This is a genomic window from Cellulosimicrobium sp. NPDC057862, assembly GCF_042797035.1.
Classification (GTDB): Bacteria; Actinomycetota; Actinomycetes; order Actinomycetales; family Cellulomonadaceae; genus Cellulosimicrobium.
Window position 1 is genome coordinate 96,258 of record NZ_JBHVMH010000003.1, and the last position, 16,047, is coordinate 112,304.

At 75.1% G+C, this 16,047-nt stretch carries 15 protein-coding genes; 10 read left to right on the top strand and 5 right to left on the bottom strand.

Annotation, left to right across the window (positions count from 1 at the left end):
• Positions 1 to 78 precede the first annotated feature (78 nt).
• Both ACFVN3_RS05965 and ACFVN3_RS05970 read right to left on the bottom strand, forming a co-directional pair.
• Entirely contained in the window at positions 79 to 2,223 is a 2,145-nt protein-coding gene (locus ACFVN3_RS05965; RefSeq protein ID WP_378231614.1) for a cytochrome c oxidase assembly protein, read from the bottom strand.
• Positions 2,224 to 2,287: 64 nt separating this feature from the next.
• Complete coding sequence (locus ACFVN3_RS05970; protein ID WP_378231616.1) at positions 2,288 to 2,794, bottom strand: PPOX class F420-dependent oxidoreductase; 507 nt, start codon at positions 2,792 to 2,794, stop codon at positions 2,288 to 2,290.
• A 236-nt stretch (positions 2,795 to 3,030) separates the two neighbouring features.
• On the opposite strand from ACFVN3_RS05970, the gene ACFVN3_RS05975 reads away from it, so the two are divergent.
• Genes ACFVN3_RS05975 through ACFVN3_RS06000 form a run of 6 tightly spaced genes read left to right on the top strand, consistent with a single transcriptional unit; the run spans position 3,031 to position 8,774 of the window.
• Positions 3,031 to 4,029, top strand: coding sequence for an AAA family ATPase (locus ACFVN3_RS05975; RefSeq protein WP_378231619.1), 999 nt, complete (start codon positions 3,031 to 3,033; stop codon positions 4,027 to 4,029).
• 32 nt (positions 4,030 to 4,061) lie between these two features.
• Positions 4,062 to 4,964 carry a DUF58 domain-containing protein gene (locus tag ACFVN3_RS05980; RefSeq protein WP_378231621.1) on the top strand — a complete coding sequence of 301 codons (903 nt, stop codon included), beginning with the start codon at positions 4,062 to 4,064 and terminating at the stop codon, positions 4,962 to 4,964.
• A complete protein-coding gene (locus ACFVN3_RS05985; protein ID WP_378231623.1) occupies positions 4,951 to 5,454 on the top strand; it encodes a hypothetical protein in 504 nt (167 codons plus the stop codon). The genes ACFVN3_RS05980 and ACFVN3_RS05985 overlap by 14 nt, the downstream gene beginning before the upstream one ends.
• Complete coding sequence (locus tag ACFVN3_RS05990; RefSeq protein WP_378231625.1) at positions 5,448 to 6,542, top strand: VWA domain-containing protein; 1,095 nt, start codon at positions 5,448 to 5,450, stop codon at positions 6,540 to 6,542. The genes ACFVN3_RS05985 and ACFVN3_RS05990 overlap by 7 nt, the downstream gene beginning before the upstream one ends.
• A 7-nt stretch (positions 6,543 to 6,549) precedes the next feature.
• The gene (locus ACFVN3_RS05995; protein WP_378231627.1) at positions 6,550 to 7,734 is read left to right on the top strand and encodes a VWA domain-containing protein; all 1,185 of its coding nucleotides are present in this window, start codon (positions 6,550 to 6,552) and stop codon (positions 7,732 to 7,734) included.
• Positions 7,731 to 8,774 carry a hypothetical protein gene (locus ACFVN3_RS06000; protein WP_378231630.1) on the top strand — a complete coding sequence of 348 codons (1,044 nt, stop codon included), beginning with the start codon at positions 7,731 to 7,733 and terminating at the stop codon, positions 8,772 to 8,774. Before ACFVN3_RS05995 ends, ACFVN3_RS06000 begins: the two co-directional genes overlap by 4 nt.
• Positions 8,775 to 8,840: 66 nt before the next feature.
• Here ACFVN3_RS06000 and ACFVN3_RS06005 read toward each other — a convergent pair whose 3' ends face one another.
• The gene (locus ACFVN3_RS06005; RefSeq protein WP_378231632.1) at positions 8,841 to 10,202 is read right to left on the bottom strand and encodes an NtaA/DmoA family FMN-dependent monooxygenase; all 1,362 of its coding nucleotides are present in this window, start codon (positions 10,200 to 10,202) and stop codon (positions 8,841 to 8,843) included.
• Positions 10,199 to 11,245 carry an LLM class flavin-dependent oxidoreductase gene (locus ACFVN3_RS06010; protein WP_378231634.1) on the bottom strand — a complete coding sequence of 349 codons (1,047 nt, stop codon included), beginning with the start codon at positions 11,243 to 11,245 and terminating at the stop codon, positions 10,199 to 10,201. The genes ACFVN3_RS06005 and ACFVN3_RS06010 overlap by 4 nt, the downstream gene beginning before the upstream one ends.
• A gap of 114 nt (positions 11,246 to 11,359) precedes the next feature.
• Between ACFVN3_RS06010 and ACFVN3_RS06015 the strand changes: the two genes are divergently transcribed.
• Together ACFVN3_RS06015 and ACFVN3_RS06020 are read left to right on the top strand one after the other, a co-directional pair.
• Positions 11,360 to 11,995: a nitroreductase family protein gene (locus ACFVN3_RS06015; RefSeq protein WP_378231636.1), complete on the top strand. Its 636-nt coding sequence runs from the start codon at positions 11,360 to 11,362 to the stop codon at positions 11,993 to 11,995.
• A gap of 120 nt (positions 11,996 to 12,115) precedes the next feature.
• Entirely contained in the window at positions 12,116 to 12,838 is a 723-nt protein-coding gene (locus ACFVN3_RS06020) for a GNAT family N-acetyltransferase (protein WP_378231638.1), read from the top strand.
• Positions 12,839 to 12,845: 7 nt separating this feature from the next.
• On the opposite strand, the gene soxR is transcribed toward ACFVN3_RS06020, so the two are convergent.
• Complete coding sequence (gene soxR / locus ACFVN3_RS06025; protein ID WP_378231640.1) at positions 12,846 to 13,316, bottom strand: redox-sensitive transcriptional activator SoxR; 471 nt, start codon at positions 13,314 to 13,316, stop codon at positions 12,846 to 12,848.
• Positions 13,317 to 13,464: 148 nt separating this feature from the next.
• Between soxR and ACFVN3_RS06030 the strand changes: the two genes are divergently transcribed.
• Together ACFVN3_RS06030 and ACFVN3_RS06035 are read left to right on the top strand one after the other, a co-directional pair.
• Complete coding sequence (locus tag ACFVN3_RS06030; protein ID WP_378231642.1) at positions 13,465 to 14,505, top strand: alcohol dehydrogenase catalytic domain-containing protein; 1,041 nt, start codon at positions 13,465 to 13,467, stop codon at positions 14,503 to 14,505.
• Entirely contained in the window at positions 14,502 to 15,995 is a 1,494-nt protein-coding gene (locus tag ACFVN3_RS06035) for an MFS transporter (protein WP_378231644.1), read from the top strand. Before ACFVN3_RS06030 ends, ACFVN3_RS06035 begins: the two co-directional genes overlap by 4 nt.
• Positions 15,996 to 16,047: the final 52 nt, after the last annotated feature.

Here is a 16,047-nt window from a genome sequence, read left to right on the forward strand (position 1 = left end):
GTACGTCCTATCACGGCGGACGCCCTCGCTCGCCCCGCCCCGTCGTGCTCGGCGGGCTGGGGCGGAGTTGGTGGTGGGTCAGTCGTCCCGCTTCGACATCTCGGCGAGCATGGCGTTGTACTCCTGGAGCTCGGCGTCGCCGTCGCGGTCGGCCTGGCGGTCGCTCCGCCGGGCCTCGCGCTCGTCGGAGCGCGTCCACATGACCGCGACGACGATGGCGAGGATCAGCGTCGGGAGCTCACCGATGCCCCAGGCCACGCCGCCGCCGCGCTGCTGGTCGGCGATCGCGCTCGGACCCCACTCGCGGCCGAGCAGCCCGAACCACTCGGGCACGAGCAGCACCTCGCCCGACGTCAGCGCGACGCCGAAGAACGCGTGGAACGCCATGGTCGCGAAGAGCAGGAGCAGGCGCTGCGGGTACGGCGGCCGGTGCGGGCCGGGGTCGATCCCGACGAGCGCGTTGGCGAACAGGTACCCCGCGAGCGTGAAGTGCGCGAGCATCGCGAGGTGCCCGGCGTACGTCGTCAGGGCGTACTCGAACGCGGGCGTGTAGTAGAAGACGATCATCGAGCCGGCGAAGTTCACCGCCGCGACGATCGGGTTGGCGAAGAACTGGCCCACGCGCGACGTCACGACCGCGAGCACCCACTCGCGCGGCCCGCGCGACCCGTCCTTGCGCGGCGGGACCGCACGCAGGAGCAGCGTCACGGGCGCGGCGAGCACGAGGAAGATCGGCACGACCATCGCGAGGATCATGTGCTGGACCATGTGCGCGCTGAACAGCACGTGCCCGTACATGGCCGGCCCGCCCGAGGTCACCCAGAAGAGGATGAGGATGCCGATGCACCACGAGACGGTGCGGCCCACCGACCACGAGTCGCCGCGCTTCGCGAGGCGGCGCACCCACCGCAGGTAGACGACGAGCGCCGCGACGCACGCGAACGCGGGCAGCAGGTCCCAGCGCCACTCGGTGAACCAGCGCGCGAGCGTCGGCTCCGGCGGCAGCGCGTGCCCGGTCACCTGGTACGCGGCGGAGGTGTCGAGCGGCTCCTCCTGCGGCACCGGCGGCGCGGTCGAGCCGAGCGCGACGGCGACGCCGGACACCGCGCCCATGATCGCCAGCTCGACGGCGACGAGGCGCCAGAACAGCCAGCGCGTGCCCTCCGCGGCGGCGCCCTTCGCGCCGGTGGACGACGTCGCCGCCTTGCTCGACGAGCCGTTCGACGAGCCCTTCGCAGCGGCCTTCGAGGAGCCCTTCGACGACGCGCGGTCAACCCCAGGCCGCACGACCGCCGTCGGGCCGGAGAGCCGACGCACGACGAGCTCGCGGTGCGCGAACCCGACGGCCCCCAGGACGAGCAGGAGCGCGAGCTTGGTGAGCAGGAGGATGCCGTAGTCGGTGGTGAGGCCCGCGAGCGTGTCGACGCGGATGCTCGCGTTCGCGATCCCCGACACGGCGACGGCGACGTAGCACCACAGCGCGATCGCGGAGTACCGCGCGACGGACGCCGCGAAGTCCGCGCGCCCCAGCCCGCCGCGCACGCGCACGACGGCGAGCGTGCCCAGGCCACCGACCCACAGCGCGGCGCCGGCCAGGTGGAGGAACATCGAGGAGACGGCGAGCTCGTGGCTCACCGCGCCGGCGGCGTGACCCGTGTTGGCCTGCATCGCGATCGCGACGAGCGCGAGCGCGGCCGTCCACATCGCGCCCGTCGCGCCGCGCACCGCGAGCGCGGCGGCGGACGTCAGCGCCGCGACGACGATGATCGCGAGGTAGTTGCGCCCGAGGCTGACCTGCGAGACGAACAGGCCGAGCTGGTCGCCGAAGGTCGGGCCCGTGATCGGCGTGCTCGAGATCGAGGAGTAGCGCAGCACGACCTGCACGACCGACAGCACGGCCCACGTCGCCGCCGACGCACCCGCGACCCCGAGCGCCTTGCGCACCGGCGTCCCGGCGGGCAGCACGCACGCCGCGAGGACGAGCGAGCCGAGCGTCAGCGCGACGGCGAGCTCGGTGAGGACCGTGACGACAGGCGTGCCGAGGCGCGCGAGAGCGCCCGGGTCGGGGAAGCCGGCGGGGACGGTGAACGCGGCCGAGAACGCGCCGGCGGCGAGCACCGCGACGACGGCGACGACGACGGCGAACGGTCCGGCGAGGACGAGCCACCACGGGTTCGCGGGTCGGGCGTCCGACGGCGCGCGGCGCAGGGCAGTCGTGGTCACCGGACCAGGGTATCGAGCGCGCGGGGCCCTGCGGTCATCGCCTGTGGACGACCAGGTCACCGCGTCACGGCTGCGGCAGCCGCGCCATCCCGTAGACGCGCGTCGCGCGCACGCGCAGCACCTGGCGGCGGTCGGCGACCATCGCGCGCCGGAACTCCTCCCAGTCGGGGTGCTCGCTCCCGGAGGCGGCGCGGAACGTCTCGACGAGCTCGTCGGCGGCGGCGTCGTGCGGGTCCAGCGCGACGGGGCTCAGCTCGGCGTCGCCCTCGACGACGGCGTAGCTCCAGAAGTCCTCGGCGCTCACCTGGAGCGAGACGCGCGGGTCCCGCGCGGCGTTGCGGGTCTTGGCGCGGTCGGCGGTGACGGAGACGCGCGCGACGCCCGCACCGGGGTCCCACGCGTAGAGGACGTTGGAGAGCTGGGGTCGCCCGTCCTTCTTGACGGTCGCGAGGACTCCCTGGTGGCGCGCGGCGACGAGGTCGAGGAGCGCGGGCTCGCCGAGCCCGGCGGCGACGTCAGAGGAGGTGGCGGCGGCGGTGGCGTCGGTCGTGCCGACGGCGTCGGTGCTCATGACAGCCCCAACCCCGCGGCGGACGCAGGACATTCCCGACATGCCCGCGACGGTCGGTCCGCGCCCGCCGGGTGGGGACCTCTCCCCACCCGGACCTGTGGACGACGCCCGGTCGGGCGGGGGTCGCGCTGGCATACTGGGCCGGGTTCGCCGGGGGCTCGCGACGCTCCGTCCACCCTTCCGGCCGCGCACGGGACCACACCCGCACGACCCACGCACGACCCGGAGGACGATCGATGGCCGCAGGGCACGGCAGCATCTCCACGCAGGACCTCGACCGCGCGAGCCACCTGCTCAAGCGCGTCGGCCAGGTCTTCGACCAGCGCGTCGTCGGCCAGGACGCGCTGCGCACGGCGCTCGTCAGCTCGCTCCTCGCGGGCGGCCACATCCTGCTCGAGTCCGTGCCGGGGCTCGCCAAGACGACGGCGGCGCAGACGCTCGCGGCCGCGGTCGACGGCTCGTTCCACCGCATCCAGTGCACGCCCGACCTCATGCCGAACGACATCGTCGGCACGCAGATCTTCAACTACGCGACCGGCGAGTTCACGACCCAGCTCGGTCCGGTGCACGCCAACGTCGTGCTGCTCGACGAGATCAACCGCTCGTCCGCCAAGACGCAGTCGGCGATGCTCGAGGCGATGCAGGAGAGGCAGACGTCGATCGGCGGCGAGAACTTCGCGCTGCCGGACCCGTTCATGGTGCTCGCGACGCAGAACCCCATCGAGGAGGAGGGCACGTACGTGCTGCCCGAGGCCCAGATGGACCGCTTCCTCATGAAGGAGGTGCTCACCTACCCGACGCCGCCGCAGGAGCTCGAGATCCTCCAGCGCATCGCGACCGGGCAGATGACGCAGCCCCTCACCGCGCAGCCGATCTCGCTCGACGACGTCCGCTTCCTGCGCGGCCTCGTCGACGACGTGTACGTGGACGACTCGATCAAGCGGTACGTCGTCGACCTCATCAACACGACGCGCCTCTCCGGCCCGCGCCCGATCCCCGGCCTCGACCGCCACGTGCGCGTGGGCGCGTCGCCGCGCGGCGGCATCGCGCTCATGCGCGTGGGCCAGGCGCTCGCGATCCTCGCGGGCCGCGCGTACGTCATCCCGGACGACATCAAGGCCGTGCGCTACTCGGTGCTGCGGCACCGCCTGGTGCGCACGTTCGACGCGCTCGCGAACAACGTGCCGCCGGAGCAGCTCGTGGACGCGGTGTTCGACGCCGTCCCGGCGCCCTGAGCGACCCCCTCACCCTCTCGAGAGAGCACCACGTGCCCGACGTCTCCCGTCTCGCCCAGGTCCGGGCCCGGCTCGACCTCCCGGTCGCGCGCCGGGCGTCCGGCCTGCTCGAGGGACGGCACCGGTCGGTCTTCAAGGGGCACGGCCAGGACTTCGACGACCTGCACCTGTACGCGCCGGGCGAGGACGTCGGCGACATCGACTGGAAGTCGTCGGCGCGCGCGGGCCTCCCGATCATCCGCCGGTTCGTGCGCGAGTCGAACCTCAACCTCGTGCTCGTCGTCGACACCGGGCGCACGATGGGCGCGACCGCCCCGAGCGGCGAGACCAAGGCGGAGATCGCGAGCTTCTGCTGCGCGCTCGTGGCGTACCTCGCGCGCGACCGCGGCGACCGGGTCGCGCTCGTCGCGGGTGACGCCCGGCGGCTGGTCCAGCTCCCGCCCCGTGCGAGCACGCAGGACCTCGAGGTGCTGCTGCGCACGGTGGAGGACCTGTGGCGACCCGACGCGCCCGCGAGCGACCTGGGTCGGCCGCTGGACCGCGCCCGGTCCGCGTTCCGGCGCCGCTCGCTGATCGTGGTCGTGACCGACGAGGCGCGCCCCGGGGCCGAGCACGAGCAGCTCCTGCGGTCGCTGCGCGTGCGCCACGAGGTCATGGTCGTCCAGGTCGCGGACCTCTCTCCCGTGGGCGCGGGCGCCGGGCCGCACGCCGCGGGCGAGGTCGCGGACGTGGACGGGACGCTGCGCCTGCCGGCGTTCCTGCGCGGCCGGGCCGCGCTCGCCGAGTCCGCGACCCAGGCCCTTGCCGCGCGGCGGGCCGAGGTCGCGGAGCGGCTGCGCACCCTCCAGGTCGAGGGCGTGCTCGTCGAGGGGTCGGACGACGTGGTGCAGCGGTTCGTCGAGCTCCTGGGGAGGCAGAAGCGTGCCCGTCGATGAGCTCGTCGACCCCGTGGGCTACTCGGGGTGGTGGACCGTCCTGGGGATCGTGCTGATCCTCGCGGCGGCGGCCGTCGTGTTCCTCGTCGTCTGGCTGACGCGCGCGAGCGCGGCGGAGAAGGCCGCACCGCCGCCCGCGCCCCTGCTCCCCACCGGCCCGTACGACCCCTACGCGTCGCTGCGCGCCGAGTACGAGCGGCGGCTCGACGCCGTCGCGGAGCGCTTCCGTGCCGGTGAGCTCGACGAGCGCACGCTGCACCTCGCGCTCTCGTCGGAGATGCGCGGCTTCGCGACCGGTCGGCTCGGCCAGGACGCGTCGTCCATGACGCTCTCGGAGATCCAGCAGATCGGCGAGGCCGGTCGCCTCACGCAGCTCATCGCGCGCTACTACCGGCCGTCGTTCGCGGACCACGACAACGACCCCGCGGCCCGGGCGACCGACGCCGAGGACTCGATCGACCGCGCGCGATCGGTGGTGCGCGGATGGTGAGGCACGCGCTCGCGGCGAGCACCGCCGTCGTGCCCGGTCCCCAGGGCGCTTCCATCCTGTGGCCGTGGCTGTGGGGTGCGCTCGTCGTCGCCGTCCTCGCCGCGGGCGCGGTCGCCTGGTGGCTCGCCCGGCGTCGGCGGGCGCGCGACGCCGACGCCGACGTGCTCTGGGTCGCGAACTCCGACTACCTCGCGCGCGTGCCCGCGTTCGCGGCGTGGGTGCGCCGCTACCGCGTGCTCCAGGGGCTCACGGCGGCGGGCCTGCTCGTCGCCGTCGTCGGCGCGGGGGCGGTCGCGGCGCGGCCGGTCGAGACGGACGTCGTCGTCGACCGGCTCGGCACACGCGACATCGTGCTGTGCCTGGACGTGTCAGGCTCGATGATCGAGTACGACGGCGCCGTCCTCAAGGTGTTCCAGGAGCTCGTCGACAACTTCGAGGGCGAACGGATCGCGCTGTCGATCTTCAACTCCTCGTCGCGCACGGTCTTCCCGCTCACGGACGACTACACGCTCGTGCAGGAGGAGCTCCAGGCCGGGATCGACGCGCTCGACAAGGACCCGTCCACGTTCGACTACACCGGCGGGTCGGACGACGCGGAGATCCTCGAGTACGCGCAGTTCAGCGCCGGCACGACCGCGAACCTCGCTGGCGCGAGCCTCATCGGCGACGGGCTCGCGAGCTGCGCGCTCCAGTTCGACGCGGAGGACACCGAGCGCTCGCGCTCGATCATCCTCGCGACCGACAACTACGTCTCCGGCGAGCCGATCTACACGCTTCCCCAGGCGGCCGACCTCGTCGCGTCGCGCGACATCACGCTGCACGGGATCTTCGGCGGGTCGCAGCGCTACGAGGGCACGCCCGAGGAGAGCGAGTACCGCAGCACGGTCGAGGACGGCGGCGGCCTCTACTTCCTCGCCGACGACCCGGCCGCGGTGCAGGGCATGGTCGACGACGTCGTCGCGCAGCAGGCCGTCGAGCTCGACGCGTCGCCCGAGGTGATCGTCACGGACCGGCCCGCGGGCTGGTTCCTCGTCGCGGTCCTCGGCGTCGCGCTGCTGCTCGTCGTCGCGTGGCGGGTGAAGGAGTGATCGCCCGATGAGCCTCGCCGGACTGACGCTCCAGCCGCTCGTGCCCCTCTGGGCCCTGGCGCTGCTCGTCCTGCCCCTGCTCGGCCTCGCCGTGTGGCAGGCCGTCGTGGCCGGACGCCCCGGGCCCGACGGCGCCCCGCGGCCCGGCGCCCCGCGCGCGGCCTGGCTGCGCCGCGTCGGCGCGGTCGTGCTGCTCGGGATCATCGGGCTCGCGCCGTCGGTCGCGTCGACGGACCGCGACACGTCGGTCGCGAACGTCGACATGTTCTTCGTCGTCGACCGCACGGGCTCCATGGCGGCCGAGGACTACGGCCCCGAGGGCGGCCAGGAGCGCCTCGACGGCGTGCGGAGCGACATCACGAGCCTCACCGAGGCGATCCCCGGGGCCCGCTACTCGATCATCTCGTTCGACTCGCAGGCGTCGCGCCAGCTCCCCCTGACGACGGACGCGCGCGCGATCACGTCGTGGGCCGACACGTTCCACCGCGAGATCACGCGGTACTCGCAGGGATCGCTCACGGACAGGCCCCTCGACGAGCTGCGGTCCGCGCTCCAGGGGTCCGCCGAGCAGCACCCGGCGAACGTGCGCCTCGTCTTCTTGCTCACCGACGGGGAGCAGACGGCGGAGGGCGAGCCGCGCTCGTTCGCCGAGCTGGCCCCGCTGGTCGACGGCGGCGCGGTGCTCGGCTACGGCACGGCCGACGGCGGGCGCATGAAGGAGTACGACCCGGACGTGGACCCCGAGGACGCGGAGTACATCATCGACTGGTCGCAGCCGAGCCAGGACGGCGAGCCGGTCGAGGCGCTCTCGGTGCTCGACGAGGAGTCGCTCACCACGCTCGCGGACCAGCTCGGCGTGCCGTACGTGCACCGGCAGGAGCCGTCGGAGACGGCGTCGCTCGTCGCGGGCGTCGACCCGCAGCAGGTCGCGGCCGACGGACGACGCGACGTCACGGCCTACCGCCCGGTCGTCTGGCCGTTCGCGCTCGCGCTCGTCGCGCTGCTCGGTCTCGAGGCGTGGTTCTGGTCGCGCTCGGCCAGCCGCTCGCTCGTGCGCCCGACGACGTCCCGGCCGTCGGCGCCGGTCTGGAGCGGGGACGTCCCGGGCGCACGGGCGCCCGGTGGGCCGGACGACGGCGACCGGCCGGCCTCGGGCACGCCCACTGCCGACCGGGCGGAGGTGCGCCGATGACCTGGACCCCGCCCCCGACATCGCCGACCGGGACGCGTAAGCCCCGCCCCACGGGGGTCGCCGCGCTGCGCGCCGCGCGCCTGCGCCGGCGCACGTGGTGGCTCGTCGGCACACTGCCCGTGGTGCTCGCGCTCCTCGTCCTCGGGGTCAAGCTGGCGCTCCTCGCCCCGATCGCGGCGACGGGCAAGGACCGCTACGACGGCGGGGACGCGACGACAGCGGCCGACTACTTCGGGATCCAGCGGACCCTCAACATCGTCGAACCGTGGAAGGCGCACTACAACCACGGGACGGCCCTCGCCCGGTCCGAGGACTCGTGGGCGCTGTACGACGCGATCACGTCCCTGGACCGCGCGTACGACCTCGCGGAGAACGAGAGCCCCGAGGAACGCTGCATGATCCAGACGAACCTCTCGCTCGCGTACGAGATCCAGGGCGACGGTGACATGGCGTACGCGGACGGCAAGGCGGCCGAGCTCGCGCTCGTCGAGGAGGCGATCGCCGCCCGCGACGCGGGGCTGCCGTACGACGAGGAGGTCCTCGACCCGTACGGCGACGGGAGCGAGGAGCCCGACCCGGAGGAGCTGCGCCAGGACGTCCAGGACTGGTACGAGTACGCCGAGCAGGAGTACGCGACCGCCGAGCAGATCCGCGGCTGGCCCGACTGCGGGGAGTCCGAGCAGACCCCCGAGCAGGAGGAGCAGAACGAGGCCGCGCAGCAGCGCCTCCAGGACAAGCAGCAGCAGGCGCAGGACTCCCAGCCCGAGAACCAGGGCGGCGGCGACACCCAGCAGGGCGAGGGCTCCGAGGGTGACGAGCAGTCCGAGGCGTCGGGCGGCGAGGGCTCGGAGGGTGAGGACCAGCAGAGCCAGGCCGAGCGCGAGGAGCAGCAGCGCCAGGAGGAGCTCGAGCAGCAGGGCTCCGAGGCGCGCGACGAGCAGGAACGCCTCGAGCAGGAGTACCGCGACCTCTACGGCGACCAGCCCGGTGGCGGCACCGACCCGGGCGACGGCAGCGGGAGCGGCACCAAGAACTGGTGAGCTCTCCGGCCCCGCATCGGGTGCGCGGCCGGCCGCGCCAGCGTCACCCGACGCGGCCGGCCCGCGTCATCCCGTGGCGGGGAGCCGGTGGTGGACGGGCGCACGCAGGCCGAGGTTCTCGCGCAGCGTCGTCCCGGGGTAGCGGGTGCGGTAGACGCCACGTTCCTGGAGCTCGGGCACGAGCCGGCCCACGACGTCGTCGAACCCGTCGGGGACCGACTGGGGCGTGAGGTTGAGGCCGTCGATCTCCCCGGCCCGCACGGACGCCGCCAGGCGGTCGGCGACCGACGACGGCGTCCCGACGAACGCGGCCGCCGCGTGCAGCGAGTCGACGAGGCCGCGCACGGTCAACCCCCGCTCGGCGCTGATCCTGCGCCACGCCGCGGCAGTCACCAGCGGGTCGTCGCGGCTGTTGACGACGCCGTGGGTGCGCGTCTGCTCGGCCGACGCAGGGTCGACGTCGGGCAGCGGGCCGTCGGGGTCGAGCCACGAGAGGTCACGACCCCACACCGCCTCGATCACCGCGACGACCATGCGGTCGGTCCAGGTCCGCCGGTGGAACCACTCCGCCTTCTCGCGCGCCTCCGCCTCGGTGTCCCCGAGGGTGATGCTCGCCGCGGGGAAGATCCGCAGGTCGTCGGCGGGGCGGCCGTGCGCGACGAGCCGACGGCGCAGGTCGGCCGCGAACGCGGCCGCCGCCTCGGGCTCGAGGTAGCGCGAGAAGATCCCCTCGGCGTGCCGGGCGGCGAAGTCGCGACCCTCGTCGGACTCGCCCGCCTGGAAGATCACGGGCGCGCCCTGCGCCGAGGGCGGCAGGGTCGCGGTCGCGACGACGTCGTGGTGCGACCCCGTGCGCCGCACCGGGGTCCCCCGGTCCGCGTCCCACAGCGCGTGGACGATCGCGAGGTGCTCCTCGGCCGACCGGTAGCGCTCGGAACGGGGCAGGTAGCCGCCGCGACGGAAGTTCGCCCCGGTCCAGGCGTCGTTCGTCGTGACGACGTTCCAGCCCGCGCGCCCGCCGCTGAGCCGGTCGACGGTCGCGACCCTGGCCGCGAGGTCCGCCGGGGCCGCGAAGGTCGTGTTGAGCGTCGCGACGAACCCGAGGTGCCGCGTGCGCGCGGCGAGGTGCGCGAAGAGCACGAGCTGGTCCGGCCGGCCGGTCACGACCGTGTCGTTGACCCGCCCGAGGTGCTCGCGCAGCCGCTGGCTGTCGCCGAGGAACATGGCCGAGAACAACCCCCGCTCGGCCGAGCGCGCGAGCGTGGCGTACGTCTCGGCGTCGTAGTAGGTCGTCGGGTCGGCCACGGACGTCCAGTCGTAGTGCGGACCGAACGGGAAGAACGCCGCGAGGTGGAGCTCGCGGCGCGGCGCGCCGGTCGCACCCGCGGGGGTCGGCATCGCGGTCGAGCGGGTCCTCGGTGCGCTCACGGTCGTGCTCCGATCGTCGTGGTCTCGTGCTCGGGCGCCGGTCGCGCGGTCGGGTCGCCCGCCCGGCCCTCCGGACGCTCGAGACCGAGGTGGTCGCGCAGCGTCCGGCCGGGGCCAGGCGGCGGGGCAGCGAGACCGCGCGCGGGCAGCGCCACCAGGACCTGCCCGACGACGGCCCACGCCTCCTCCGTCCGGTCGGGCACGAGCCGCACGACGAGCGGGCGGGGGTGTCCGCGGTCCTGCCGGCCCACGGGGGACGCGCCCGTCGTGCCCGCGACCGCCGCGGCCGCCCACCGGGCGATCTGGTCGACGACGCGCCCCACGGCTGCGGCGACGTGACCCGGCTCGCCGGTCACCGCGACGTCGACGAGCACGGGGCCGCCCACGGTGTCCGTCCCGCAGGGTGCGCGGACCACCGTGACGTCGCGTGCGTCCGCGGGGAGCCAGCGCGCCTCGGCGAGCACGGGCACGTGGCCCTGCGGCGGTCGCGGGAGCAGGGCCGGGCCCTTGACGGAGAACCGCCGCCCGACGAAGTCGACGTGGCGGACCCGCTCGGCGTCGAGGAAGCGGCAGGTCGCGCGGTCGGCGATCAGGGCGCCGTCCTCCCACGAGTCCCACAGCAGCCGGGCCGCCTCCACGACCTCTGCCACGTCGTGCGCGAGCGCCGTCGCGTCCTCGGAGCCGACGGGCTCGGTACCGTGCGCCCGCGCGTGCGCGGCGTCGTCGACCACGTCGAGCCACCACCCTGCCCGGCCGCGGGAGATGCGGTCGAGGCTGGAGAGCTGGTTGGACAGGTGGAACGGCTCGGCGTGCACGGGGTTGACGACGGCCACGAGGCCGACGCGCTCGGTCCACGCCGCTGCGAAGGAGGCCGCCTCGACCGCCGTGAGCCCGCCGTCGGGCCCGGGCGCGAAGGTCAGCGCGTGCACGCCCGCCCCGTCGAGCGCGGCGACGCGCGTCCGCAGGCTCTCCGCGTCGTCGTGCTCCCCCGTGTCGACGTGCACCGCCACCAGCACGTCCGTGACCGGCAGTTCCGTGACCATCTGCTCCCCCGTCCGAGGCCTGTGGATCAGGACGCGCCGCGGGTGTGACCACCCTGCGAGACGGCGGCCGGGACCCGCGAACGCGCCGGATGGTAGCCCGTACCCTCGGCGACCGTGACCACACCTGAGGATCTGTCCATCCTTCGAGCGCTCCACTCGACGCCGTCGCGCCGCTACCTCTCGCCGGACGCCGTGCCCGACGACGTGCTCGACGCGATCCTCGACGCCGCGGTCCGCGGCCCCAGCGGGGGCAACCGCCAGCAGTGGGCGTGGATCGTCGTGAGGGACCCCGCGACCAAGGCGCAGGTCGCGGAGTGGTACCGCGAGGGGTGGCGCGCCGCGTACGGCGACCGCCGCGACGCCGTCCTCGGTGCGGCGACCGACGACGCGGGGGTGAGCGACGCGGGGTTCCGCGCCGTCGAGCACCTGGCCCTGCACCTGGAGGAGGCGCCGGTGTGGGTCGTGCCGGTGCTGCGGAACGCGGCGGGCTCGACGGACCCCCGGCTCGGCGCCTCGATCTACGGCGCGGTGCAGAACCTCGTGCTCGCCGCGCGCGCCTACGGGATCGGGACGACGCTCACGACCTTCCACACCGTCCGCGAGCGCGACGTCGCCACGCTGCTCGGCCTGCCCGACGACGCACTGACGATGGGCCTGGTCCCGCTCGGCTACCCGGCGCGCGGGCGCTGGTCGCAGCCGCGTCGGCGCCCGCTCGCGGAGGTCGTGCACCGGGACCAGTGGGAGGGCTGAGCGGGTTCGGGAGGAGTGCAGGAAGAGGGGCGCGCCCGCGAGCGTTCGTCCTGGAGGACGCACGGCCGGACGACCGTGACGACGGCACGGCACCCGGGTGACCGGGCGAGGAGGAGCAGCATGACCGCGACGAGCACGCAGGCCCACGCCACCGGCGTCGGCGACGCCGTCCTGGAGAACCCGTCGTGGAGCGCCCTCACCGGCGCCCACGCGCACCTCGCCGAGGGCGACGACCTCGCGCGGCGCTACCCGGCCGACGTCTCGCCCATCACGGGCGTGCGCTCGTGGGACGAGCCCGGGGTCTGGGACGCGATCGCCGCTCTCGTCGGGCCGGGCGGCCGCTTCTCCGCGCCGCCCGAGGGGGTCGAGCCGCCGGAGGGCTGGACCCTCGAGTTCCGCGTGGACGGCGTCCAGCTCGTCGAGACCGGGCGGCTCGACCCGCGTCCGGACCCCGACGTCGTGGTGCTCGGCGCCGACGACGTGCCGGACATGCTCGCGCTCGTCGAGCGCAGCCGCCCCGGGCCGTTCGAGGCCCGCACGTACCTGCTCGGCCGCTACGTCGGGTTCCGGGACGACGACGGCCGGCTCGTCGCCATGGCGGGCGAGCGCCTGCAGCCCGCCGGCTGGACGGAGATCAGCGCCGTGACGACCGACGTCGCGCACCGGGGCCGTGGCCTCGCGTCGCGCCTCGTGCGCGACGTCGCGTTCCACGTGCAGGAGCGGGGCGACCGCGCGTTCCTGCACGCCGCGGCCGAGAACGTCGGCGCGATCGGCGTCTACGAGCGGCTCGGGTTCGCGCTGCGCCGCCGCACGAGCTTCGGCTCGCTGGTCGCGCCGGCCTGACGCCCGCTCAGTCCTCGATCCCCTCCACGAGCAGGGTCCGCGGACCGGGGCCTTCGTCGGCCAGCGCGTCGTGCGGGTTGACGAGCACGCACCGGCGCAGCGACAGGCACCCGCAGCCGATGCAGTCCGTGAGGTGGTCGCGCAGACGCGTGAGCTGTTCGATGCGCGCGTCGAGGTCGGCGTGCCACCCGGCCGAGAGGCGGTGCCAGTCCTTGGCGGTGGGCGTCCGGTCGCCGGGCAGCGTCGCGAGCGCGGCGCGGATGCGCGCGAGCGGGATGCCGACGCGCTGCGACGCGCGCACGAACGCGACCCGGCGCAGCGTCTCGCGCGTGAACCGCCGCTGGTTGCCGGGCGTCCGGCGACTGGTGATCAGCCCCTCGCGCTCGTAGAAGTGCAGCGCGGACACCGCGACGCCGCTGCGCGCGGCGAGCTGGCCGACGGTGAGCTCGTCGCTCGGGGACAGGACGTCGTCGGGCACGCGGGCTCCTCGCCGGACGGCCGCGACGGGGACGTGCCGCGGGGTGCTTGACCTCAACATTTGTTGAGGTTCGAGACTAGCAGGGCGCGGCCGGACCGGGTCGCGTGCCGCCGCTCCGGCGCGGCCCGCAGCCCACTGAGGAGCCCCCGTGGACGCCATCCGCCTGCACGCCTTCGGACCGCCCGAGAACCTCGTCCTCGACCAGGTCCCCGACCCCGTCCCCGGACCGGGCCAGGTGCTCGTCGCCGTCCGCGCGCACGGCGTGCACCTGCTCGACACGACCCTGCGCCGAGGCGAGGCCGCGGGCGGCCCCCTGCCGCTCCCGGCGCTCCCGACCATCCCCGGGCGCGAGGTCGCCGGGGTCGTGGACGCCGTCGGGCCGGGGGTCGACGCCGCGTGGCGCGGCCGCCGCGTCGCCGCACACCTCGGCGCCGCCCCCGACGGCGGCGGGTACGCGCGGCTCGCCGTCGTGCCCGTCGAGGCGCTGCACCGCGTCCCCGACCACGTCACCGCGCCCGACGCGATCGCGATGATCGGGACCGGCCGCACCGCCGTCGGCATCCTCGACCTCGCCGAGCTCGACGCGACCGACACCGTGCTCGTCACCGCCGCGGCCGGCGGGCTCGGCACCCTCCTCGTGCAGAGCGCGCTCGCGGCCGGCGGACGGGTCGTCGCGCTCGCGGGCGGTCCGGAGAAGGTCGCGCTCGTGCGCTCGCTCGCCAGGGGGGCGCACGCCGACCGGCTCGTGGTGGTCGACTACCGGACCGACGGCTGGCTCGACGAGGCGCGGGCCGCCGTCCGGCAGCACGCCCCCGACGGTGCGACCGTCCTGCTCGACGGCGTCGGCGGGGACGCGGGCACGGACGCCGCCGCGCTCGTCGCCCCGGACGGGCGCCTCGTGCTCTTCGGGTGGTCGTCGGGCGCGCCGAACCGCGCCGGTGACGTCGACCACGACGCCGGGAACGTCACGAATTCCGGGACGGGAGCGGTCACGCGCGACGTACGGTGGGCCGTGGGACCCCGGGCCCGACCCTGGGGAGACCTGTTCGACCTGCAGGAGCGCGCGCTCGCGCTCGCGGCGGACGGGACGTGGCACGTCGTCACGCACCAGGTACCCCTCGCGGAGGCAGCGCGCGCCCACCGCGAGCTCGAAGCGCGCGCCACCACCGGAAAGGTCGTTCTCGTATGACGGCGGACCCTCGCACCGACGCCGACGCGCCGGTGCACGGCACCCCCGACGCCCCCTCCACCGGCACGCTCTCCCCCGGGACGCAGCGCACCGTGCTGTTCGGCATGGTCGCGTTCGTGTTCCTCGGCGCGTTCGAGGCCCTCGCCGTCGCCACGGCCATGCCTACCGTCGCCGTCGAGCTCGACGGCCTCACCCTGTACACGCTCGCGTTCGCCGCGTCGCTCGCGTCGAGCGTCGTCGGCATGGTCGCGTCCGGCCGCTGGAGCGACCGCGCGGGCCCGACGACGCCCCTGTGGACGGGCATCGGACTCTTCCTCGCAGGCCTGCTGGTGGCCGGCCTCGCGCAGGACATGCTCGTCCTCGTCGCGGGCCGCGTGCTCCAGGGCGTCGGGACGGGCCTGTACATCGTCGCGCTCTACGTGCTCGTCGCGCGCGTGTTCCCCACCGACCGGCGCCCGAAGGTCTTCGCCGCGTTCGCCGCGGCCTGGGTGATCCCGTCCATCGTCGGCCCCGCCATCGCCGGGCTGGTCGTGGAGCACGTCGGCTGGCGATGGGTCTTCCTCGCGGTCCCGGTCCTCGCCGTCCCGGCGCTGATCCTCATGCGCCCGGGGATGCGCGCCGCCCGCGGCTCGGCCCCGGACGACGTCACCTCCCCGGTGTCCGACGACGTCCCCTCCCCGTCGGGGGACGTCCCGCCGTACGGGACCGCCCACGCCGAGTCGCCCCTCGACCGGACCGCGCGCCAGGCGTCGCTCGCCTGGGCCGTCGTGGCCGCCCTCGGGATCGGGGCGCTCAACTACGCGGGCCAGCTCCGCGGGCTCGGGCTCGCGGCTCTCCTCGTCGCGTCGCTCGCCGCCGTCGCGCTCGCCGTCCCGCGGCTCCTGCCCCCGGGCACGACCCGCGCCGCGCGCGGCCTCCCGAGCGTCATCGCGATCCGCGGCCTGGTCGCCGCCGCTTTCACCGGGGCCGAGGTGCTGCTCCCGCTCCTGCTCTCGCACGAACGCGGCCTCGCGCCGTCGCTCGCGGGCGCCGTGCTGACGTTCGGCGCCGTCGGCTGGTCGACCGGTTCCTGGCTCCGCGGCCGCGCGACCTGGGGACTCCAGCACGCCGGGTACGTGCGTCTCGGCGGGACGCTCGTCGCGCTCGGCATCGGCGGCGCGGCGCTGCTCGCGTGGACCGCCGTCCCGCCCGTCGTCGGCATGGTCGCGTGGACCCTCGCGGGGCTCGGCATGGGCATGACCCACCCGACGCTCTCGGTGCTGACGCTCGAGCTCTCGCCCGTCGCCGAGCAGGGCGCCAACTCGTCCGCGCTCCAGGTGTCCGACGCCGTCGCGGCCGCGACCGCGCTCGCCGTCACCGGGTCGCTCCTGTGGGCCCTGCACCCGACGCTCGGCCTCGCGTCGTACGTCGTCTGCTTCGGCGTCACGGTGCTGCTCGCCGCCGGCGTCGCCCTGCTCGCCCCCCGCACCCGCCCGGTCCTCACGAGGTAGGACCCCGGTCACGCGAGGACGAGCCGTGGTTCACCGACCACGGGTTCTCCCT